The sequence below is a fragment of the Arthrobacter globiformis genome, from assembly GCF_003261175.1.
GTDB lineage: Bacteria > Actinomycetota > Actinomycetes > Actinomycetales > Micrococcaceae > Arthrobacter > Arthrobacter globiformis_A.
Window position 1 is genome coordinate 1 of sequence record NZ_QLNP01000082.1, and the last position, 20,748, is coordinate 20,748.

The window sequence follows — 20,748 nt, forward strand, 5'->3', positions numbered from 1 at the left end:
GACCTACACCGCGTTGTCGACCGGATCGCACACATTCTCTGTTTGGGCCACCGACGCGGCCGGTAACACCGATGCGACAGCAGCGACGCAGACCTGGACCGTCGGCGGCGGCGGCACGACGCCGCAGACCGTCACGCTGACCGCCACTGCTGACAGCTATGTGACCAGCGCGTCGCCGACGACGAATTTCGGCACGAGCACCCTGCTGGGCGTGGACAACAGTCCGGTGGAGGCCACGTATTTGAAGTTCGACCTAACCCCGTATGCGGGCAGGACGCTGCAGAGTGCGACGCTGCAGCTGCGAAGCGCGGGAAGCGGGTCGACGGGGACACAGAACGTGCGAGTCGTCGCCAATGACACCTGGAGCGAAACCGGGATCACGAACGGCAACAAGCCGGCGCTGGGCACCGCCAGCATAGGGACACTCGGCCCGACAACGACCAACACCAACTACAACATTCCGCTGACAGCCACCGCCGTGGCCGGCGAACTCGGACAACAGCTCTCTCTTGGCATCAACTCCAGCAGCAGCGACGGTCTGGACCTCAATTCAAAGGAGGTCAGCAGCACTGCCGCACCGAAGCTGGTGCTCACGCTGGGATAGCAGAGGACGGTGTCGGCACGGCCGGCACCGTCTCCGCACCAGCAACACCATTTACCGACACCATCCGCCCGACACCACCCAGACAGGGGATGACCATGCGCACCTTGCGGACCAAGGCAGTGCACTTCGATATCCATGGCCGCGTCACGATCCGCGTCGACGCAAAGGCACCGGCAGCGACTCAACTCCAAACGATGTTGGCGTGTTTCGCCACAAACACCGAACGGCCAGGCGACATCATCGTCGATGACCGGCCGGAGCCGATGCCGGATGCGGGTCTGCTCGAGCACGAGCTCGCGTACACGGAAACCAGCGTGCGCTTCCAGGACGACCACGTCCAGGTCGTGAGGGACGCAGACCAATGGCGCATTCACGGGCCGGGCGAGCTGCTGACCACCGTGGTCCCGATTCTGGATGCCGCCATGGTCGGCCGGGGAGCTGCCATGATCCACGCAGCCACGATGGCCTATCGGGGCCACGCGATTGCGCTTCCCGCGGCCGGCGGGACCGGTAAAACGAGCACCGTGGCCAAGCTGATGCGGCGCGAAGGGTGGTCATTCATGGGTGACGACTGGGCTTTCCTTGCCGAGGACGCCACCTTGCTGGGCTACGCCAAGCCGATGTTCATCAAGCCGCACCACCGGGGCATCTACCCGCACCTGTTTGAAGGTGCCCGGAAACCCCTCATCCCGTCGCGGCTCTCGAAGAGCGTCGGCCGTCTCACCACGGTGGTCCACCCGTACGTCATCCGGTATCCGCAGCTTGCGGACTTCGCCCGGCGGTGGTCCCCCGAACACCGCATGGTCGATCCGGGGACCGCGTTCCCGGGGCGGGAGGTGACGACGACGGCCCCGCTCGCGGCCGCCATCTATGTCGAGCGCTTCGAGGGCGCCAGGTCCCGGATCGTCGAGCGGTCGAGCGATTGGATGGTCGACCGCATGCTTGGCAACTTCCACATCGAGATGGCGGGCTTCTCGCAGCAGGTGGTAACAGGCCTGGCAGCAACGTCGGTTGTTCCGTGGCGCGAGCACTTCGCGGCCAAGGGGCTCGTGCTGAGCAAGGCGCTTGACGGACGGCCCTGCCACCTGCTGCAGGTGCCTTCCGCGTATTCAGCGGACGAGGCGTCGGACGACATCGTCCAACATCTCGAACAGCTGTTGCCCTCAGTTCTCGACGAGCAGGCCTAGGGAGGATGCAGTGGGTCACAGCACTGCCGACGTCACCGCCGTCGTTCCGGCCCGCAACGCGGAGCTCATGCTCCCGCGCTGTCTGGAGGCCCTGCGCGAATCGGGTGTTGCCGAGATCATTGTGGTGGACGGATGCTCCACCGACCGCACCGTCGCCCTCGCCGAGGCGGCCGGCGCCCGGATCCTGAGTGACGAGGGCCGCGGCCTGCCGTGGGCCCGAACGCTCGGTGTGCGGAACAGCAGCACCCGCTGGGTCCTGCTCGTCGACACCGACGTCGTGTTCGGGCCCGGTGGGGTCGCCGACCTTCTAACGGAGCTGGTCGAGGAGGGCCACGATGCCCTCCAGGCCGGCCTGGAGAGTGTCGGTGGACCAGGCTACTGGGGGCAGGCGCTGGCACATCACCACCGCACCGGCCGCAGCCGCAACTGGTTCGGACTCGTGGCGACTGTCGTGGACCGCGAGCTGATGCTCAACATGGGCTTCGACGACTCGTTCAAATCGGGAGAAGACATCGAACTGCGCTGGCGGATGCGCCAGTCAGGGATGCGAACGGCGGTCTCACGCCGGGTCGTCGTCGAACATCGCTTCGCCGCCGACGACTTTGATTTCGCGCTCGACCAGTTCCTCATGGACGGAACGGGACTGGGACGGATGATCCGCAAGCACGGCTGGCGCGGTGCCAGGTTGGCGCTGCTGCCCGCCGCCGCGGCAGTCCGGGGCAGCGCCTTGAGCCTCGCCAAGGGCCAGCCCCGGTGGCTGCGCTACTACGCTGCCTTCTGCTGGTGCAACTATGTGGGCCTGGCGAGAGGTCTCTCGTCGTGAGGGCCAAGGCGGGGGCCGCTGTCTCGGATGCCACGCCAGTCCGGCACTCCGCCCTGCGCAGCTCGCTCGGTCTCGTCGCGGGCAAGGCCGCCCAGACCGGAGCGGGCTTCGCCTTCTGGATCGTGGCCGCGCGCGCGACGTCCGACCGTGAAGTCGGGCTGACTACTGCCGCAGTCTCGGCCGTGATGATCTGCACGCAGCTCGCGGTGCTGGGCGCCGGGTCGGCCGTGATCGTCGCGGTAGGCCGAGGGGAGGCGCCGGCGCGGATTTTGGATGCCGCGTTCGCCATTGTGGGGGTAGCCGGCACCATTCTGTCCATCGGCTACCTCGCACTGCAGTCGGCGGTGGCACCGGACACCGCATCCGTATCGGTTCTCTTCTGGCTCACCTTCATCGTGGCTGCCGTCACCGGCACCATGGTCATCGTGCTGGACCAGGCACTCGTAGCGTTGGGACGGGGTGCCAGCGCGACCTCAAGGTACGTCCTGGGCGGAGCGGTCTCACTCGGGGCCGCAGGGGCCGTGGCCCTGTGGGCGCACGGCGCCCCCGACGACGTGCTGCTGGCCTGCTGGACCCTCGGTTCGGCCGTGGCATGCATGGTCGGAGCGATCCAGCTGCGAAAACTGGTCGGCTACCGGCCGCGGCCTTCCCTGCGCTTGGCGCGGGGCCGCCCATTGCTGGCGCTGGGCTTTCCGAACCAGCTCCTCACCCTCACCGAACGCACTCCCGGACTGGTGCTGCCGCTCTTGCTCGCACACACGGTGGCGCCGGAGGCCGCCGCCTACTGGTATCCCGCATGGATGATGGCCTGGGCCGCCTACCAGGCTCCGACGTTGATGGGCATCGTCCAGTTCTCGGAGGGTGTCCGCGACGCGGACCGTCTGGTACCGAGCACCTGGGCGAGTCTCCGGTGGTCGCTCGCCATAGGTGGCCTGGGTGCCGCCGTCCTTATCCTCCTCGCCCACCCGCTGCTCAGTCTGCTGGGGGAACGGTACGCCGACTCCTCCGCCGGCGCTCTGCGGTGGTTGGCGGCCGGGCTGGTGCCGTACGCGGTACTGCAGGCCTACAACGCCGTGTGCCGGGCCCGGGGCCGCTACACGGAGGCAATCGTGGTCGGCGTGACGCTTGGAGTCGCGCTCTGCGCTTCAGCGCTGTCGGCCGCTGACAGGGGAGCCACAGACATGGCCCTTGCATGGCTGTTGGTGCTTTCCATCGGGGCCGCCGTCGTCGGCCTCCGGCTAGTCGCCGTACTTCGGCGCGTCACTGAGGAGGCGCGACGAGCGCCCGCCACACAGGAGGAGCTATGACCGACACGCTAGTTGCGACCAGCCGCACCGCAGGACGCTGGAAGGCACGTGACGTGTGGTGCGCAGCGGCGGGAATCGTGTCGCTGGCGCTTGCCGTGGGGGCAGCCTCCACGGTGTCCGTGCCCGTGAACAGCGACCTAGGGCTCGTCGCAGTACTGCCCTACCCGTTCTGGGCGGGTGTCCTGATTCTGAACGTCGCCTTCGTCATCGCGTTGCGCGGGGATGCCGGAGGACCGGCGCGCCGCCCGGTCATGATTTGGCTCATCGCGGTGCTCGTGCTCATGCTCTTCGGGACCGCGGCCTTCGCGACGGACATACCGCGGGGTGAGATTGCGTTCCGCCATCTCGGCATCGCCGACGCCCTCTCGGGCACGCACGGTATCGACCCGAGCATCGACGGGTACTTCAACTGGCCAGGTTTCTTCGCCCTGCTGGCTACGGTGCTCCAGGCGACCGGTCTCGACCCCGTGTCCCTTGCGCTGTGGGCGCCGGTGTTCAACATGGGGCTGTGGCTCATTGCCCTTGCCGTTGTGACGGGCTACCTGACGCGCGATCCGCGGCGTCGCTGGCTCGCGCTCTGGCTCTTCTGCCTTGGCAATTGGCAGGACCAGGATTATCTGTCGCCGCAGGCCTTTGGCTTCTTCCTGCACCTCGTCGTGATCGCGCTGCTCCTCGGTCCGTTGGCGGCGCGGGCACCAGTGTTCCGCGGCTTCCGGCCAGCGGACCTGGCAGCGTGGTGGCGGGGACGGTCGCCCGCCGAGCCGCGGACCGGCTACCGGGTGGGCGCCCTCGTGATGGCCCTCTTGCTCATCGTGGTTATCAGCGCCAGCCACCAGCTGACGCCGTTCATGGCGCTCATCGCCATCACCGCCCTCACCCTGAGCGGACGGGTGTGGCCCAGCAGGCTGCCCCTGATCACCATAGTCGTACTGACTCTGTGGCTCGCATACCCCGCGAGTGCTTACCTCTCCGGGCATCCGCCCCTGGCGGACGCAGGACTGGAGGCCGCGACCGAGGCGAACGTCCTCGACCGCGTGCGTGGGGCCGACGGACACGTGCTGGTGGTACAGGTCCGCGCAATTCTCACCCTGGTGCTGTGGGGACTCGCCGCCGCCGGGGCCGTGCGCGACTGGCGCCGGGGACGTCTCGACATCCGAGTGGTCCTCCTGGCCCTCACCCCGCTGCTGCTTTTCCCCGCGCAGGTGTACGGCGGGGAGATGCTCATCAGAGTGTCGCTGTTCGCGCTGCCCTTCATCGCCCTGCAGGCGGGCTCGATCCTGCTTCCCGCGGATCGCAGCAAACTCACCCTGGACGAAAGCAAACACAGCCTGGACGAAAGCAAACACAGCCTGGACGAAAGCAAACACAGCCTGGACGAAAGCAAACGCAGCATGGACGGCAGCAAACGCCGCTCCTACCTCGCCGCGGGCGGCCTTGCGCTGGCCTGCACCCTGCTGGCCGTGATGACCGTCACGGGCCGGTTCGGGAACGCCCGGTATGACGTTTTCACCGACGATGAGATTACCGCCGTCGCGGCAGCACAGCGTCTCGCACCCACCGGCTCGGCGCTCATCTCCGCTGCCCACCCGACGCCATGGCGCAGCCAGGGCTACCTCGAACACCGGTACCGGACAATGGACGACCTATGCCGGTCCGACTTGTCGACGGCGAAGTGCGGCCCGGTTGTCTACGACTACGCCCGGCACAGTCCCGGCGGTGCCGTCGTGCTGTTCACACGCTCGTCGGAGGCAAGTCTTGTGCTCCAGGGCTTCACCAGCGAGGCCGGCTTCGCTGAGCTGGAGAAGTGGCTGAGCACCCATAACGGCGTGGAGCTTGTGTACAGCAACGCCGACGCACGCGCTTACCGGGTGACGCCATGAACGGCGTCAGCAGGCCCACTCTGGCCCTCGGCGTCTCGGCCGTCGTGTTGTCGCTGGTGACCCTGCTCGGGTTGCCGACACCGCTGCAGGCGGTCGCGGCGATAGCGATCCTTGTCCTACTCCCCGGGCACGCATTGTCCCGGCTCACCCAGGTGTCCGACGTCGCGCTCCGAGCGCTGCTCGTCCTTGCGCTCGGCCTCGCCGTGCTCACGGCCGTGTCCATGGCGATGTTCTACCTCGCTGTGTGGTCGTGGCAGGCGTGCGTCATCACGATGGGTGTGATCACAGTTCTCGCGTGCTTGGCACGCGCACGGCAGGAGGCGTCATGATTATCGATTTGGTGGGACTGTTCGCAGCTGCCGCTCTGCTCGTCACCCTCGTCGCGCTCGAGGTCAGGCACGTCGGACCGGACGCCGGACAGCCCAGCCGGCACAGATTCCTCAGCCCGGCGGTGACCCTCAGGGTCGTCGCCATCCTGGGGGCGATGTACCTGTTGCTTTTCCTTCCACGGGTGCTGGGACTGCTCGGGTGAGCAGTCCCGCGCAGTGGTGGCTCCTCAGCGACCTCCACCTGGGCGAGTCGGACGACGACGCCCGGTGCCCCGGCAGTGTGCTGCCGGAGTTCCTGCGCGGCGAGGTGCTCCCAGCCTCCGGTCAGGAGCAGCACGTTGCCTTCGTCGGTGACACGTTCGAGCTGGCCGGGTTCGCGGAGGACGCGAGCCTGGCCCGGCTCGAGTCCATCCTCGCCCGCCACCCGGACACGCTCGCGGCGTTGAAGGCGTGTGCGGCGCGCGGCGTGCAGCTGCACTTCGTGTGCGGCAACCACGATGTGGAGCTGGCCCGGCCCTCGGTGGCCGCCCGCCTGTCGGGGCTGCTGTCACCCGAAGAACCGACGCGGGTCCGCGTGTACCCGTGGTTCCTGCACGTGCCTGGCGTGCTCGTGGCCGAGCACGGGCACCATCACCACGCGCTGCACCGGATACCCGAGGTGCTCCGCTCGGCAATCAACGGCACCGACGAGCTGGACCTGCCACCGCTCGCTGCATGGAACGCCCTTCCGTCGAGGTCACGCCTGAGCCGCGCTGGGGCCGTTGCCCGGGCCTGCCTGGCGTCCGAGCGGGCGGAACGCCGAGTCCGGGAGCCCGCGTACGACGAGCTGTTGCAGGCCGAGTCACAGCGGCTCGCGCTTGACGGGGTGGCCGTTCGGGACCTGGCGCGTCTGTCTCGATTCCGGACCGTGTCCGCGCTCCCGGTCGCTGCAACCCGCATGGTTCTCGCGGCCGCCGGCCGCAAAGTCACCGGCGAGGAGGCTCCCGCTGCAGCGGGCCGGGTTGCCCGTACGCTCGAGGAGCACGGTTGCGGGGTGGCCTGGTACATCTCGGGCCACACCCACCGGGCCCTGGAGTCGGCGCTGGAGGCGAGCCCTACCCGGTACGTCAACACCGGCACGTGGGGTTCGGACGTCCGCGGTCGCGGACCTGACCAGTCGGACCGTCGGGCGTTCCCGTACGCCGTGGTCGACGTTGCCCGCGACGGCGCGATCAGCGGCGGGCTGCGGTACTGGCGTCCGGACGGTGGCGACTAAGCCGTAACCCGTGCCAGCCCGCCGCCACCGGCGGCGGGCTGAGACATGCCTTGGTGCGGGACAGTTGGAGCAAACACGGTTAGGGACCCCGGCGGTCAGAAACCTCGTGCACCGCTTGCTGCCGGCGTGTTCGGCCCAATCTCTAGGAGCGTTGCGGCCGTCAGCTTCCTGAGGCGCCAGATGGCAATCAGAGCCGCTGACGCCTGGGCGGCGGACCATAGCGCTGCGACGCCGAGGAGGCCGAATTCGCGGGCGCCAAGCGAAGCTGGCCCCACGACAAGGACGGCAGCGAGGACGGCTACGGCTGTGGCCTCGGCGAGGCGGCCCTGCGCCCGGCACAGACCGAAGTAGACCTGAGTCACGCAGCCCAGCAGTAGCGCCGGCACCAGGACAGGAAGCAGGATGGCGGTTGACGCGTACTCCGGCCCAAGGAAACGGAGAAGGTAGGGGCCAGCTATGAGCAACATCGCTCCGGTAACGAACGTGAGGGCGAGGCTGGTCTTGAGTGCGGAGGACACCAGCCCCGGCCTTGATCTGCCTCCGGCCAGCGCCGTCTGCAGGGAGAACCCGGAAGACTGAGGAAAGAAGAAGACCGCAGACGCCATCATCCACGCCATGTACCAGGACGCGGTTGCGGCCGGGCCGAGGGTAGCGGCCACGATCAGTGGAAGGAGATAGCGGGGGGCGCGGTCTGCGAGCATCAGCGCATGGTTCGGCAGGCCCGGCTTCAGAAGCCGCAGGGCCGGTCCGACCCGGAGCCCGTGCTTCCAGTCCGGTGACATCCCGGCACGGTTGAGCTGGCGCAGTCCGAGGACCACACTGGCCAGGGCGCCGGCGCCCACCGCCGCCACCACCACTGCCACTTCCCGGATGCCACCGGCCATGGCGAAGGCCAGCACAGCCAGTTGAACCAGGCTCTGGGTCAGGCTCCTGACTAATGCGCGGTCGGAGCGCTCCTGTGCTACGCCCACGTGGTCCAGCTGGTACGCAACCGCGGCGAACAGCGCCGTCGCGGTGAACATCCCGGTTATGACGGGATCGTTCCAGGCCAGGCCCACGCCAGACCCCAACGCGTAGGTCACAGCCGCCACTGCACCGGACAGCACGACTGTGGAAACCCCGACGGTGAGGAGGCTGCTGGCAATCAGCCGGCGGCCGCCGTCGGACTGTTCGGGGAGCAGCGTAAGCGTGGCAGGCCCGACCCCCAGCATCCCGAGATGCACGGTCAGGAGGGCCGCAGCCACCACCGCAGAACCCATGCCGAGCTGCGCGGGCGGCAGCATGAACGCCGCCATCGCCCAGAACAGGAAACCGGTGGCCATGGGGGCTATCCGGGCGGCGGTCAGCCAGGCGGCGTTCCCGCCCACGGACAGGCCGGTGCCGGGCGGCCGCAGGAGCTCGCCGAACATCGACCTGTAGTTGTACACGAGGAAGCAGGCCCAGTACGCAAGGAATCGGGGCGCATGCAGCAGCGACAGACCGGCGCCGCGGACGGTGGCCAGGAGTGGAAGCAGCACAAGCCAGCCGGCGCGGCCGGGGTGCTTGCGGACCGTGCGGGCCAGCCCGGCGCCGTCCTGGAGCCACTGATCACGGGCGGCGCCGAATGTGTCCATGAACCGGTGGCGCACCGCTGTGATGCTGGAGACGCCAAGCCGGTAGCCGGCCTCTTCAAGCCTGATCCTGAGCTCGATGTCCTCGCCGGAGCGGAAGGTGTCATCGAACGCCACGGACAGCAGGACTTTTCTTCGCATGAGGGTGGCGCACACGCCGAACCACGAGCGGACCCGGCTGTGGACGTGGTGCCAGGCCAGGGCCGCCCCCCAGTATCCGGGCCCATCCGCCTCGCTGACCAGGCCGAACTGCAGCCCGTCGTAGCCGCAGGCTTTGAACTCGTCCAGGAGACCGCCCAAAGCGCCCGGCGGAAGAACGACGTCGGCGTCGATCAGTGCTACGAGATCGGAACAGGCGTTCTCGACACCCAGCATCCGCGCTGCCGGCAACCCGCGGCCCTCGTCCGAGATGACGCGGGCGCCCATCGACCGTGCGATCTCCACTGTGTTGTCCGTAGAGCAGCCATCCACCACGATGATCTCGCGCGGCCTCTCGGCGCGGATGGACTCCAGGCATTCGGCAAGCCACCGCGCCGCATTCCGCGCGGGAACCACCACGGACACTTCGAGATCGTTCACGTGGGCACCCAAGTCACTCCTCCAGCTTGGAGCTGATCAGGCCGGCCACATAGTCCGACGTCCGGTCGGCGGACCAAGCGGCGGGAATTCTGAGCAGGGAGCACGGCACGTCCTCGAGGGCGCGGCGAACCACGGCTGCCTTCTGGCTGAAAAATTCCTCAAGCGGAACCAGGCCCGTCGCGCCAAGGGCCTCGATCAGCCGCCGTGACACCACCGGGAGCTCGGAGTGGAAGTTCCCGACGATGCGGGAGGTCATCCACTCGCGGCTGCGTGTCTCCAGCCGGGCTTCGGAACCGTCGTAGCGTTCCAGGAAGATGGCCAGCCGGGTGAGCGCCGCCGATGAGATGCCGTCCCGTCCGAAAACCAGCTCCGGATGGACCATGCGGTGCTCCGGGGACCATCGGCGGGTGAAGGCGGCGGTCTTCGGGTAGCGGACGATCACAGGATGGACAGCCGTGGCAAGGTGGGCCACCGTGTTCGTCAGCCAGCCTGGAGCCAAAGGCTTACGTGCGCCGCTGAACACCTCGGGGTAGATCCTGCGGTGGTGCGGCTTGAGGAACATCGGTTTGGCATAGCCCATGAGCATACTGTCGGCATCCAGGAATGCCCAGTCGTCGGCCATGAACCGCACGCCTGGCATGGCCGTAAGCTTCGCGACCGTGCTGGTCTTGCCCACTCCGCCCCAGGCCGGAAGCAGGACTCCCGAGCCGCGGAAGTCCACCACCGCCGCATGGATCATGGCGGCGTTCTGCCTGATGCAGAGCCGGTCCAGCAGGGGAATGACGGCCGTCAGCAGCTCGCCCCGGCCCTGGACCGAGTAACCGTCCCGGGTTTCCTGGACCTGGACGCGGTCCGCCGGGATGTGGAGCGACTCCGGCGTAAACCGGAAGGCATCCTCGGCGTGCGACTGTTCCCCCACGTCCGCCGTTTCCGCGCTGACATGCAGGCGGAGCGGTGCCCGGGACGGTCCGAGGAACGGAGCGAGCATGTCCCGCAGCTGTGCTTCGCCGGGCGTGCCGGGGGCCACATCGATGCCCACGAGGCCGTGGACATCGAAGCTGGCGCCGGTGGACGGGAGCGAGTCCCTCAGGACGTCTTTTTCGGACTGACTCATGCTTCCGGCCCTCCAGCGGTCTCGGTGATTCGGGCAAAGCTGCCCTGCGGGTACATCCGGATCATTTGACTTCCCTCCAGCTGGCGTGGGACTCGTGCGGCTCGAGGCCCCCGCCAGTGCGATCAAGGGGCAGGCGGCGTCCCCGGATGTACCCGCAAGTAGTTACGGCCAGCACGGCCAGGATGGACCCGGCCCGGCGAAGACCGGCGGGGTCCGTTCCCCGGATCCTGCCCAGAATGCCGGCTGCCACGGCACGGGGCAGCACGCCGCGGACGTACCGGCGTTCGGGCCCCAGAGCGCGCTTGTGGCCGACGATCTTGCTGACCAGGGCTTTTGATATTCCCTCAGACCAGCCGCGGCGCAGCATGTAGTTCAGCGTCCCCCGCTGCGCGGGGACGTAATGGTTCACCACGGCCGCCGGTTCGTACACCACGCGGCCACCCGGCGAACCTATGGCAGCGCGGATGCAGATTTCCGTCTCCTCGCAGCCCAAAGGCAGCGAGTTTTGCCGGCCCAGGGACGTGTTGAAACCACCCACCATCTGGATGACCTGGGAACGGAAGGACATATTGGCGCCGATGACGTTGCGGACCTCGGCCGCCACCTTGGGCATGCCGCGGTGCGTGCAGCCGACGATCCAGTCCAGCTCCTCGCCGAAATAGGCCGGCCGGCTTGTTTCCCATTCCGGCACCACACGTCCGCCCACGGCCAGCACATCAGGGTCGTCGTAGAGGGCCGTCAGCCGCTCCAGCCAGTCCGGGGCCGCCACCGCATCGTCATCGAGGAAGGCAACGACCCCGGCCGTTGCCGCGGCGGCCCCCGTGTTCCGTGCTCCGGAGAGGCCTTTGGGGCCCGTGTTCTCCAGGAGCACGACATCATCGACCGAGAAGATGAGCCGCTTGTACAGGTCAACGTTATAGTCAACCACCACGATGGTCTGCTGTGGCGGCACCGTTTGTGCACGGACGGATTCGACGGCGGCCATCAGCCGGTCCCAGCGGTCTTCCGTGTAGGAGCAGATCACCACCGAAACGGCCGGAACCCCTTCAACGTGGTTCACGTTAATCACCTGCTATCAGACCAAGGACGGTTGCCGGATCCGTCGGGATGTGGGGGAGGGAGATGCTGGGGTACCTGTATTTCACGCGCCTGAGCGACTCCGGCCGGGCGCCGGCCGTGGGTGCTTCCCAGCCCACGCACTCACGGGCCAGGGTCCTCAGTACGCGCCACCCGTCGCGGAATGTGTGCAGGTTGGAATTGCCGGAGATCCGGTTGAGTTCGTTGCTGGGAACCTCGGCGATCCGCAGACCGGCCCTGGACGCGCGGACGATCAGCTCGGTCTCGATTTCAAACCCTTCGGACGCCAGTTCGAGGATCTGCAGGCACTCCCGCCGCATGGCGATGTAGCCGTAGCACAGATCGGAATAGTTGCTGTGGAGCACTACGTTGGCCAGGCGGGTCAGGGCCCGGTTGCCGGCACTGCGGAGCAGCGTGATGTCCTCCGACCCGCCACCGGTGACGTACCTGGAGCCCTTCACGAAGTCGAATTCATGCTGCAGCGGGGTGACAAACCAGCCTATTTCCTGCGGATCCATGCTCCCATCGGCGTCCAGCATGACGATGATGTCTCCGGAGGCCGCAGCGAGCCCGGCCCGGACGGCGAAACCCTTGCCGGCGTGGGTCTCCGAGACCACCACCACATCGAGGCGCAGGGCACGGGCGACGTCAACCGTGCTGTCCAGTGAACGGCCGTCGACGATCACCACTTCGTCCACGTACGAGGGCATGCGGCGCAGAACCCACGGGAGGTTCATGGCTTCGTTCAGGGTGGGAATCACCACGCTGATTGAGGCCAGAGAAACCGGCGCCGGACTTGGTGCGTGAACAGTTGAAACTTGTACGGGGATGGTCACTAGCCTCACCACTCATTGGGGTCGTATGCCTATGCCCCTCCCGAGCAGCCTCCCCGGCTGGTTACGGGAAATCGAAGCGCCTGCTGCTGCTGCGGTCCTGGCAACTTGCTTGCACTCCCCCTCGGACCATGTTCGGCTGAGCAGCCTGTAAAAAGCTTGGGATTCCTTGAAACAGCCCCAGTTTTGGGGGTCAGGGATTCCTTGGAATCCCCAAGGCCCAAATGCCATAGTTTCCCCATGGCCTCAACCCCAGCGCACGGTAACCACCAAAAACACCGCGTATGGAGGTTCGCCGCGCTTGGCGCGGTGGCGATACTCACCGCGTGCGCTCCGGTGGCCAAGGAAGCGCAGCGGCTGCCGATGGACCGGCTGCCCGAGACGCAACCCTCAGCGGTCAGGCCGTCCACCAGGGCACTGTCGCCGGCTACGCCCCCTCCCGTCAAGCCCTCTGCAGCGGCGCCAACTGCAGCGGCACCAACTGCGGCGGCGCCGCCTGCAGTGCCACGGGCGGCAGCTGAACCAACTGCACCTGCACCGTCCGCGACGGCAACGGCGGGACGGCGGCCCACCCCGGGGACGCCAGTCCCTGCCGTCGACCCCGCGGTGCACAAGTTGCCTGTAGGCGATTTGCCCGGCTGGAAGCAGGTGTTCGTGGAGGACTTTAACCGCGGCGACGTGCCCATTGGCGCATTTCCCGGCCCGGCCTACATTGACAAGTGGAGTGCCGGCTACAAAGACGGATGGCCCGATTCCGCAGGCCAGACCGGCCAGCCTTCACGCTACTATCCATCCAAGGTCCTCAGTGTGAAAAATGGCATGCTGGACTGGTACCTGCACTCGGAGAACGGCATTTCGATGGGGGCAGCGCCTACTCCCAAGATTCCGAATGCCACCACCAACCCTCCCCGCGCCAACAGCCTCCTCTACGGCAGGTACTCCGTCCGGTTCAAGGCAGATCCCCTGAAAGGCTTCAAGACGGCCTGGCTCCTGTGGCCGGACAGCAAGATGTGGCCCCGGGACGGAGAAATTGACTTCCCGGAAAGCGATCTGGCCACATCCTCGTTCTACGGAGCGGTGCACAAGATGGGCACCGACCCGCGCGACACAGATGTCTTCTATGCCAATGCTTCGTTCACCTCCTGGCATGTCGCCACTATGGAGTGGTCGCCGGGAAAGGTCGAGTTCTTCCTCGATGGACACTCGCTCGGAGCAGGCACTTCCCGAGTGCCGAACACCCCCATGCACTACATACTCCAAACGGAATCCTGCATGTTCAATGTGTGTCCCAAACCTGAGACGGCAGGGCACCTCCACTTGGACTGGATCGCTATCTGGAAACGCGCTTAGGGTCCGTAACTGCCCGCCTATTTCCGGTCGATACCGAAGCTGTCTGTAAAGGTGTACCCCTCCGCCGGGACAAACTTTGCCGCGAGCCGGTCAGCGGTGGCCGTCACGTCCAGCGTGCCGAGGGCGGCGTCGCGGTTGCGCCCTGACCAGGTGGCAAAGTAGCGGGATTCCGAATCCTGGTCGTTGACGTCGTAGAGCCCCTTACCGCCGGTTCCGACTGTGGCGAAGACCGTTCCGGCACCCTGGACCATTGTGGCGTCCGAATCCGCGAGGCAGCCTTGGGAGAACGTGTCCGGCAGCAGTGCCGGGCAATCCTGGCCCCTGCCCAGCTGGTGGCTCCGTTGGTAGACGTGGTCGTGGGCGCTCAGGACCAGGTCTGCCTTCTTGTCGATGAGCATGTCCGTGAAGTCAGCTCCCGCCTGGCACCCATATTTGCCCACGCTAAGGCAAGGAGTGTGCATGCCCACCACGGTCCAGGGAATGTTCTTTGCCCTCGCCCCGTCCAACGCGGCTGCTGTCCAGCGCCACCGCTCACTGCCCCGCGAATAGTCCAGGTTGTTTCCGTCATGGAATTTGATCCCCGGGGACACCAGGATGAAACGCACCAGCGGGTTACGTTCCGGGTAGTCGGCGTACCACTGGATTCCGTACTCGCCCTGGAGCCCCGGCAGCTTGTTGGGCAGGCAGTTGACGATGTTGGCGATGTCGCCGTCATGGCCGTCGCTCTCGTGGTTCCCGGTGACCAACTGGTAGGGAAAGCCCCCGCCCAGTTTGCCGGTGACCATGTCACAAAAATCCTGCTCGCGCCCTGCCTCGTAGGGGAAGTCCCCGAGGGCCAGGTTCAGCTCCGGGCGCAGGGCGCCGATCGTGTCAAGCACCTTCCTGGCCCCCGTGCCCAGCCCGATGTCGCCCTGGGCTGTGAAATGGACGGCGGCTGGCACTGTGGTTGAGGAAGGCCCTGCCGGGGAGAAGGGTTCCACGGGGCTGGGTGACGCGGTTGCCCGTCCAGACGTACCTGGCGAAGCCGGCGTCCCTAACGACGACGACGGCGGCAGCGCGGGGGGACCGGACTGGCACGCTGTAAGCAGCAGCGCCATCGAGAGTACGGCCGGAGCAACCCCGGACCATCTCCGCTCTTTCGACAGTCCAGTCATGATCCCTCACACGCGGAACTAAGCCTGATGCCGCCGCAGGCTGGCGGACAGCAATGACCCTTAGGCCCTCAGCGTATGCCCGCAGCGGCCCAAAACCATGCTCCGGCGCTAGCGCGGACGACAGTGACGCCGCGAGTAATGAATATGACAACTCTTGTCACTGCACGTAGCCTCGCAGGCGGACCTCTCACACCCGACGCCAAGGAGTCCCACGTTGAAGATCGCGAAAATCCTAGCCGCGGCCACGGCCTGCGCGGCCCTGCTCGCCCCCGTTCTCTGTGGCCCGCCGGCGCAGGCCGCCGCGGCCCGGGAGGTGCCTCTCAAGGAAGTTCCGGCCCCGGGCGGCGACGGCACGTTGAGCCGGGACATCGCGGGTGGCAGCACCACGACGGTTGCAGCCGCACCCTTCACGGTGCAAGTTTCCTTCGACTCCGCAGGCACCACCGTGGGGTGCGCCGGCAGTCAGATCGCTGCGGGCTGGGTCATTACGGCCAAGCACTGCAACTCCGCGAGCCTCAGGTCGGTCCGGCTGGGCACCAGCTACCTCGGAACCGGAGGTACCGTCCGTTCGGTTGCCGCACGCTACCCCGCTCCGGCCGGGGACGTCCTGTTGCTGAAGCTGTCCACGCCGTACTACGGCTCCTACGTGGGCCTGTCCAGTTCCTTTCCTGCCACCGGAACCCGCGCGAGGGTTTATGGCTGGGGCGATCAGTCCGAGGGGTCCGGTGCCATGTCCTACTACCTCAAAGCGGCGGACGTCTCGGTGGTGTGGCAGGGCGTGGACAACTACGGCGGTCCGTCTGTCCGGACGCGGTCGCAGAGCGGCCACACGCTCGGCGGCGACTCGGGCGGCCCGCTCATCGTGAACGGAAAACTTGCAGGGGTCCTGTCCTCGTCGGACATTCTGCCGGTCCCGAACCCCTCGAATTACACCGGCTACTACAACGACCACGCCTCCGTGGTCCGCAACCTCGCCTGGATCACCAGCGTCTCAGGGGTTCGGGGCTCCTAGCGGTTACATCCCGGGCAGGTCGAGGGCCTCGAATACCTGGATGCTCGCGCCGGGCATCATGAGGTGCGGGTGTCCGTCGAGGAGGGCCAGGGCACCGTCCATGTCCTCGGCCTGCAGGATGCCGTATCCGCCCACGCTGGCGTTCGTGTCCGAGGTGCCCGACTGGCTGACCTCCTTGCCGGCACCGAGGGGCTGGCCCATGTCCACGATGCCGCTGCCGGCCCGGGATGCCCACTCCATCCACGCTTTCATGCCCTCCTGCGCGGCTTCGGGGGAACTTTCCGCCATCTGGGATTGTGCCGACTGCGGTGCGTTGTAAAGAACTAAAAACTTCTTCATTGCCGTTCCTGTCTCTGGGTAGTGGTCTCTGGGTAGTGGTCTTTGGGGTTGCGGGGTGACGCTCTTGCGGCGGCCGCCTCCAGGGCGTGACGCTCGCGGCCACAGGTCGATCCTAGGGGGATTCGGCCGTTGGCGATACAGTTCAAGGGCCACCGTTCACACAAGATTTGCCGGCCCGCCGGAGGGTGTTTCGCTGTGGGAAAACTTGGCCGTGCAGACGTAAAAGGCAAAGTTGAGCGTAGTAGACTCAACCTAGCTAAACCGTCTTCGAAAGGAGCTCTCTTTGGACGCCAAATTCACCACCAAGAGCCAGGAGGCTCTTTCAGCTGCCGCCATGAACGCCTCCACGGCCGGGAATCCGCAGGTGGAACCCGCGCACCTGCTCAAGGCACTCATGGACCAGCGGGAGGGCGTCGCCGTCGCACTCCTCCGCGCCACCGGAGCGGACCCGGATACTGTCAGCGTCCAGGCGAGTACCGCCATCAAGGCGCTGCCCGCCACGTCCGGAAGCTCGGTCCAGCAGGCCCAGCTGTCCCGGCCTTCCCTGCAGGCGATCCAGAACGCCCAGAACGAAGCCGACAAGCTGGGCGACTCCTTCGTCTCCACCGAGCACCTGCTGCTGGGCCTCTCGGCGGGAAGCGAGGGCGTGGGCAGGCTGCTCCGCGAGGCCGGCGCGTCGCATGAGGCGTTGGCAGCGGCCCTGCCGGGGGTCCGCGGCGACCGCAAGGTCAACTCGCCAGATCCCGAGAACACCTTTCAGGCCCTGGAAAAGTTCGGCACCGACCTGACCGCGACCGCCCGCTCGGGCAAGCTGGACCCGGTGATTGGGCGGGATGCAGAAATCCGCCGCATCATCCAGGTTCTCAGCCGGCGCACCAAGAACAACCCCGTGATCATCGGTGAGCCGGGCGTCGGCAAGACGGCCGTCGTCGAGGGCCTCGCCCAGCGCATCGTCGCGGGCGACGTGCCGGAGAGCCTTCGGGGCAAGACCCTGATCGCCCTTGACCTGGCCTCCATGGTGGCCGGCGCCAAGTACCGCGGCGAGTTTGAGGAGCGCCTCAAGGCCGTCCTTGAGGAGATCAAGAACTCCGACGGCCAGATTGTCACGTTCATCGATGAGCTGCACACCGTGGTGGGTGCCGGGGCCAGCGGCGAAAGCGCCATGGATGCCGGCAACATGCTCAAACCGATGCTGGCCCGGGGCGAGCTGCGGCTCATCGGCGCCACCACCCTCGACGAGTACCGCGAGAACATCGAGAAGGACCCTGCCCTGGAGCGGCGCTTCCAGCAGGTGTACGTCGGGGAGCCCAGCGTGGACGACACCATCGGCATCCTGCGTGGCCTGAAGGAGCGGTACGAGGCCCATCACAAGGTTGCCATCGCCGACTCCGCGCTGGTGGCTGCCGCGACGCTCTCCAACCGCTACATTTCCGGCAGGCAGCTGCCGGACAAGGCGATCGACCTCGTGGACGAGGCCGCCTCCCGGCTGCGCATGGAGATCGACTCCGCCCCGGAGGAAATCGACCAGCTGCGCCGCGCCGTCGACCGGCTCACCATGGAGGAGCTCGCACTGCAGGGCGAGACTGACGCCGCGTCCGTGGAGCGCCTCGCTGCGCTGCGGGCGGACATGGCGGACAAGAAGGAGCAGCTGGCCGGCCTGAACGCCCGCTGGGAAGCCGAGAAAGCCGGCCTGAACCGCGTCGGCGACCTGAAGGCAAAGCTGGACGAGCTGCGGTCCACGGCGGACAAGGCGCAGCGCGAAGGTGACCTGGAGACAGCGTCCCGGATCCTGTACGGCGAGATTCCGGCACTAGAGCGCGAACTGAGCGACGCCGCAGAGGCTGAGGCCGCCGTCGCCGACAAGTCTGCCCTGATGGTGGCGGAGGAGGTCACCGCCAACGACATCGCCGAGGTCATCGCGGCATGGACGGGCATTCCGGCCGGCCGCATGCTCCAGGGCGAAAGCCAGAAGCTGCTGCACATGGAGGGGGAACTCGGCCGGCGGCTGATCGGTCAGTCCAAGGCCGTCACCGCCGTCTCCGACGCCGTGCGCCGTGCACGGGCTGGCATCAGCGACCCCAACCGGCCCACCGGTTCGTTCCTGTTCCTCGGCCCCACCGGCGTCGGCAAAACCGAACTCGCCAAGGCGCTCGCGGACTTCCTTTTCGACGACGAACGCGCCATGGTGCGGATCGACATGTCCGAGTACAGCGAGAAGCACTCCGTGGCGCGCCTCGTCGGTGCGCCTCCCGGGTACGTCGGCTACGAAGAGGGCGGCCAGCTCACCGAGGCCGTCCGCCGCCGGCCGTACTCCGTGGTGCTGCTGGACGAGGTGGAGAAGGCCCACCCCGAGGTGTTCGACATCCTGCTGCAGGTGCTCGACGACGGCCGCCTCACCGACGGCCAGGGCCGCACCGTGGACTTCCGCAACGTGATCCTGGTGCTCACCTCAAACCTGGGCAGCCAGTTCCTCGTGGACCCGACGCTGGATGCGAACGCCAAGCGCAACGCGGTGATGGCCACGGTGAACGCTTCCTTCAAGCCGGAGTTCCTGAACCGGCTGGATGAGGTGGTGCTGTTCGATCCGCTGTCCGTGGACGAACTCGCCCGGATCGTCGAGCTGCAGGTGGCAGAGCTGACCAAGCGCCTGCAGGAGCGGCGGCTCTCGCTCGAGGTCACCGAAGGGGCCCGCTCCTGGCTGGCAATGTCCGGCTTCGACCCGGCCTACGGCGCCCGGCCGCTGCGCCGCCTTGTGCAGCGCGAAATCGGCGACCGGCTGGCCAAGGCCATCCTGGCCGGTGAAATCTCCGACGGTGACACTGTCCTGGTGGACACCGCCGCCGATCTCGGGGAACTCACTGTCGAGGGCCTGGAAGCACTTTCGGGGCCCGACGGCGGCGCTCCCCTGGGCAGCGGACTCACCGTCCGACGCCGGGACTAGGAACGGGGTTGGCCCGCTCCCTTGGTTTCGTTTGGGAGCTAGGGGAGCAGGCTTGCCTTGAGGATGTTGCCGGACGCGGTGACATAGCAGTCCACGCGGCGATCGCCCTTGGCCCAGCTGGCCGTGCTCGGATACGCGAGGCGGTAGTTCAGGTTGTAGTCGTTGGATTTCGCCGTCAGCGGCGCGTCCTGGCACGTTTCCCTGGCCCTGGTCTTCATCGCGTCACGGCCCGGGTATGCGTCGCCGTCGGCATAGTGGGTGACTGCCACCAGCTGGGCAGAATGATCGGTGGTGCAGGCAACCACGGTGGACTTGGATGCCTCGGGGTCGAAGTCCTTGAGGCAGTCGCCCACCCGGAAGTCCAGCGGGCTCACGCTGGCCAGGGGCAGGCTTGGCCGGGGCGACGGGGCCGCCGGGGCAGGGGAAGGATCCGCCGCCGTGGCGTCCGGCCGGTTGGCCGCCTGCATGGTGGCGCCCGCGAGGAGTGACGTCAGGAGCCACACGAGCAGGCCGCCCACCACGAGCAGGGCGGCGACAAAGCCGGACTTGAGCAGGGTCTGCCGGACTTCGGGCTGTGCGAGCCGTGAGCGGAGCGATCCGCCGAGGTTCTTCGGCCGGGCCGTATGGGGTTGCGCCTGTTCCTGTGCGCCTGGATTCGGCGCGGCTGGCTTCGGCTCTGCCGTTTTGTGCTCGGCCCGTTCGGGTTGCACGGCGACGGCGCGGGCCGGCCCGCGTCCCCCGTCGTGGCTGGGATCGTTGTCATTCATATGGGGGCGGCACCCCTTCCTGGCGTTCGCTCAAGCGCTGGGCATCCGATTTGCGTTTCGGCGGTGTGGCCCGGGCGGCCGATTGCCGGATTCCCATGCCCGCTTAATTTCAGTCGTTCAGGAGACTCTATCGAACAAAAAATCTCTGCGAGCCCCGGATTGCCGCGGAGAAGCGGACTGCGGCGGTCCCTGGGGGCCGCCATGGCAAGCAGAGGCCGCCGAAAGCATGTAATCTAGGGGTACGACAAATTGACCAAACATTCCGGGGCCTCACCGATCGCCAAAGGTGACCACCTCCGGTCCAAGTACAAAAGGGGGTCACGCCATGGGGCGCGGCCGTCAAAAGGCAAAAGCTACCAAGCAGGCTCGGGACATCAAGTACTACTCCCCGAACACTGATTATTCGGCCCTACAGCGAGAGCTCACGGGTCCGGGAAGTCGTGCCACGAGCCACTTCGCGAATGAACCGGTTGAGCCGGACTATTCAGCCTACGTGGATAAGTACGCGGACGATTTGGATGAAGACGACGATGAGGTAGACAGCCGTCGTATCGGTTAGTCGTTCCAGCTGAACTGCTATAAGGCAG

Annotated in this window: 19 protein-coding genes; 12 read left to right on the top strand and 7 right to left on the bottom strand. The window is 66.9% G+C overall.

The genetic code is table 11. The annotated features are described in order from the left end of the window. The 8 genes from DBZ45_RS12765 to DBZ45_RS12800 form a co-directional block, all read left to right on the top strand. Positions 1-604 (top strand): CBM96 family carbohydrate-binding protein (locus DBZ45_RS12765; RefSeq protein WP_146617518.1); only part of this gene is annotated, 604 nt, incomplete at its 5' end. A 95-nt stretch (positions 605-699) separates the two neighbouring features. Then, a complete protein-coding gene (locus DBZ45_RS12770; RefSeq protein WP_111904310.1) occupies positions 700-1,791 on the top strand; it encodes a hypothetical protein in 1,092 nt (363 codons plus the stop codon). A gap of 10 nt (positions 1,792-1,801) precedes the next feature. Beyond that, positions 1,802-2,614, top strand: a complete 813-nt coding sequence (locus DBZ45_RS12775; protein ID WP_111904278.1) for a glycosyltransferase — start codon at positions 1,802-1,804, stop codon at positions 2,612-2,614. Next, positions 2,611-3,921 carry a lipopolysaccharide biosynthesis protein gene (locus tag DBZ45_RS12780; RefSeq protein ID WP_111904279.1) on the top strand — a complete coding sequence of 437 codons (1,311 nt, stop codon included), beginning with the start codon at positions 2,611-2,613 and terminating at the stop codon, positions 3,919-3,921. The genes DBZ45_RS12775 and DBZ45_RS12780 overlap by 4 nt, the downstream gene beginning before the upstream one ends. Beyond that, positions 3,918-5,801 carry a glycosyltransferase gene (locus DBZ45_RS12785; RefSeq protein ID WP_223257057.1) on the top strand — a complete coding sequence of 628 codons (1,884 nt, stop codon included), beginning with the start codon at positions 3,918-3,920 and terminating at the stop codon, positions 5,799-5,801. The genes DBZ45_RS12780 and DBZ45_RS12785 overlap by 4 nt, the downstream gene beginning before the upstream one ends. Continuing rightward, positions 5,798-6,130: a hypothetical protein gene (locus DBZ45_RS12790; protein WP_111904280.1), complete on the top strand. Its 333-nt coding sequence runs from the start codon at positions 5,798-5,800 to the stop codon at positions 6,128-6,130. The genes DBZ45_RS12785 and DBZ45_RS12790 overlap by 4 nt, the downstream gene beginning before the upstream one ends. Continuing rightward, positions 6,127-6,333 (top strand): hypothetical protein, encoded by a 207-nt coding sequence (locus DBZ45_RS12795; protein WP_111904281.1) that lies wholly within the window; start codon positions 6,127-6,129, stop codon positions 6,331-6,333. Before DBZ45_RS12790 ends, DBZ45_RS12795 begins: the two co-directional genes overlap by 4 nt. Then, positions 6,330-7,385: a hypothetical protein gene (locus DBZ45_RS12800; protein ID WP_111904282.1), complete on the top strand. Its 1,056-nt coding sequence runs from the start codon at positions 6,330-6,332 to the stop codon at positions 7,383-7,385. The genes DBZ45_RS12795 and DBZ45_RS12800 overlap by 4 nt, the downstream gene beginning before the upstream one ends. A 95-nt stretch (positions 7,386-7,480) precedes the next feature. Here DBZ45_RS12800 and DBZ45_RS12805 read toward each other — a convergent pair whose 3' ends face one another. From DBZ45_RS12805 to DBZ45_RS12820, 4 genes are all read right to left on the bottom strand, one after another. Then, positions 7,481-9,574, bottom strand: coding sequence for a glycosyltransferase (locus DBZ45_RS12805; protein ID WP_223257058.1), 2,094 nt, complete (start codon positions 9,572-9,574; stop codon positions 7,481-7,483). 13 nt (positions 9,575-9,587) lie between these two features. Beyond that, a complete protein-coding gene (locus DBZ45_RS12810; RefSeq protein ID WP_111904284.1) occupies positions 9,588-10,688 on the bottom strand; it encodes a hypothetical protein in 1,101 nt (366 codons plus the stop codon). Positions 10,689-10,749: 61 nt separating this feature from the next. Then, complete coding sequence (locus DBZ45_RS12815; protein ID WP_111904285.1) at positions 10,750-11,748, bottom strand: glycosyltransferase; 999 nt, start codon at positions 11,746-11,748, stop codon at positions 10,750-10,752. Between the two features lies 1 nt (position 11,749). Further along, the gene (locus DBZ45_RS12820; RefSeq protein ID WP_262982859.1) at positions 11,750-12,526 is read right to left on the bottom strand and encodes a glycosyltransferase family 2 protein; all 777 of its coding nucleotides are present in this window, start codon (positions 12,524-12,526) and stop codon (positions 11,750-11,752) included. 312 nt (positions 12,527-12,838) lie between these two features. Between DBZ45_RS12820 and DBZ45_RS12825 the strand changes: the two genes are divergently transcribed. Further along, positions 12,839-13,948, top strand: a complete 1,110-nt coding sequence (locus tag DBZ45_RS12825; RefSeq protein ID WP_223257059.1) for a glycoside hydrolase family 16 protein — start codon at positions 12,839-12,841, stop codon at positions 13,946-13,948. 17 nt (positions 13,949-13,965) lie between these two features. On the opposite strand, the gene DBZ45_RS12830 is transcribed toward DBZ45_RS12825, so the two are convergent. Beyond that, on the bottom strand, positions 13,966-14,889 hold the full coding sequence (locus tag DBZ45_RS12830; protein ID WP_223257060.1) for a metallophosphoesterase: 924 nt from the start codon (positions 14,887-14,889) through the stop codon (positions 13,966-13,968). A gap of 427 nt (positions 14,890-15,316) precedes the next feature. Between DBZ45_RS12830 and DBZ45_RS12835 the strand changes: the two genes are divergently transcribed. Next, positions 15,317-16,114 (top strand): S1 family peptidase, encoded by a 798-nt coding sequence (locus tag DBZ45_RS12835; protein ID WP_190243120.1) that lies wholly within the window; start codon positions 15,317-15,319, stop codon positions 16,112-16,114. Between the two features lie 3 nt (positions 16,115-16,117). Here the strand turns inward: DBZ45_RS12835 and DBZ45_RS12840 are convergent, their stop codons facing one another. After that, the gene (locus DBZ45_RS12840) at positions 16,118-16,453 is read right to left on the bottom strand and encodes a YciI family protein (protein ID WP_111904287.1); all 336 of its coding nucleotides are present in this window, start codon (positions 16,451-16,453) and stop codon (positions 16,118-16,120) included. A gap of 283 nt (positions 16,454-16,736) precedes the next feature. On the opposite strand from DBZ45_RS12840, the gene clpB reads away from it, so the two are divergent. Next, positions 16,737-19,394, top strand: coding sequence for an ATP-dependent chaperone ClpB (clpB, locus tag DBZ45_RS12845; RefSeq protein ID WP_111904288.1), 2,658 nt, complete (start codon positions 16,737-16,739; stop codon positions 19,392-19,394). Positions 19,395-19,432: 38 nt separating this feature from the next. Here the strand turns inward: clpB and DBZ45_RS23255 are convergent, their stop codons facing one another. After that, positions 19,433-20,161: a septum formation family protein gene (locus DBZ45_RS23255; RefSeq protein WP_223257061.1), complete on the bottom strand. Its 729-nt coding sequence runs from the start codon at positions 20,159-20,161 to the stop codon at positions 19,433-19,435. 325 nt (positions 20,162-20,486) lie between these two features. On the opposite strand from DBZ45_RS23255, the gene DBZ45_RS12855 reads away from it, so the two are divergent. Further along, positions 20,487-20,720, top strand: coding sequence for a DUF3073 domain-containing protein (locus tag DBZ45_RS12855; RefSeq protein WP_003803040.1), 234 nt, complete (start codon positions 20,487-20,489; stop codon positions 20,718-20,720). Positions 20,721-20,748: the final 28 nt, after the last annotated feature.

Coding starts and splice junctions, on each gene's coding strand:
- DBZ45_RS12840 (WP_111904287.1), bottom strand. CDS start 16,453: ATGAAGAAGTTTTTAGTTCTTTACAACGCACCGCAGTCGGCACAATCC.
- DBZ45_RS12795 (WP_111904281.1), top strand. CDS start 6,127: ATGATTATCGATTTGGTGGGACTGTTCGCAGCTGCCGCTCTGCTCGTC.
- DBZ45_RS12770 (WP_111904310.1), top strand. CDS start 700: ATGCGCACCTTGCGGACCAAGGCAGTGCACTTCGATATCCATGGCCGC.
- DBZ45_RS23255 (WP_223257061.1), bottom strand. CDS start 20,161: ATGAATGACAACGATCCCAGCCACGACGGGGGACGCGGGCCGGCCCGC.
- DBZ45_RS12790 (WP_111904280.1), top strand. CDS start 5,798: ATGAACGGCGTCAGCAGGCCCACTCTGGCCCTCGGCGTCTCGGCCGTC.
- DBZ45_RS12855 (WP_003803040.1), top strand. CDS start 20,487: ATGGGGCGCGGCCGTCAAAAGGCAAAAGCTACCAAGCAGGCTCGGGAC.
- DBZ45_RS12825 (WP_223257059.1), top strand. CDS start 12,839: ATGGCCTCAACCCCAGCGCACGGTAACCACCAAAAACACCGCGTATGG.
- DBZ45_RS12785 (WP_223257057.1), top strand. CDS start 3,918: ATGACCGACACGCTAGTTGCGACCAGCCGCACCGCAGGACGCTGGAAG.
- DBZ45_RS12810 (WP_111904284.1), bottom strand. CDS start 10,688: ATGAGTCAGTCCGAAAAAGACGTCCTGAGGGACTCGCTCCCGTCCACC.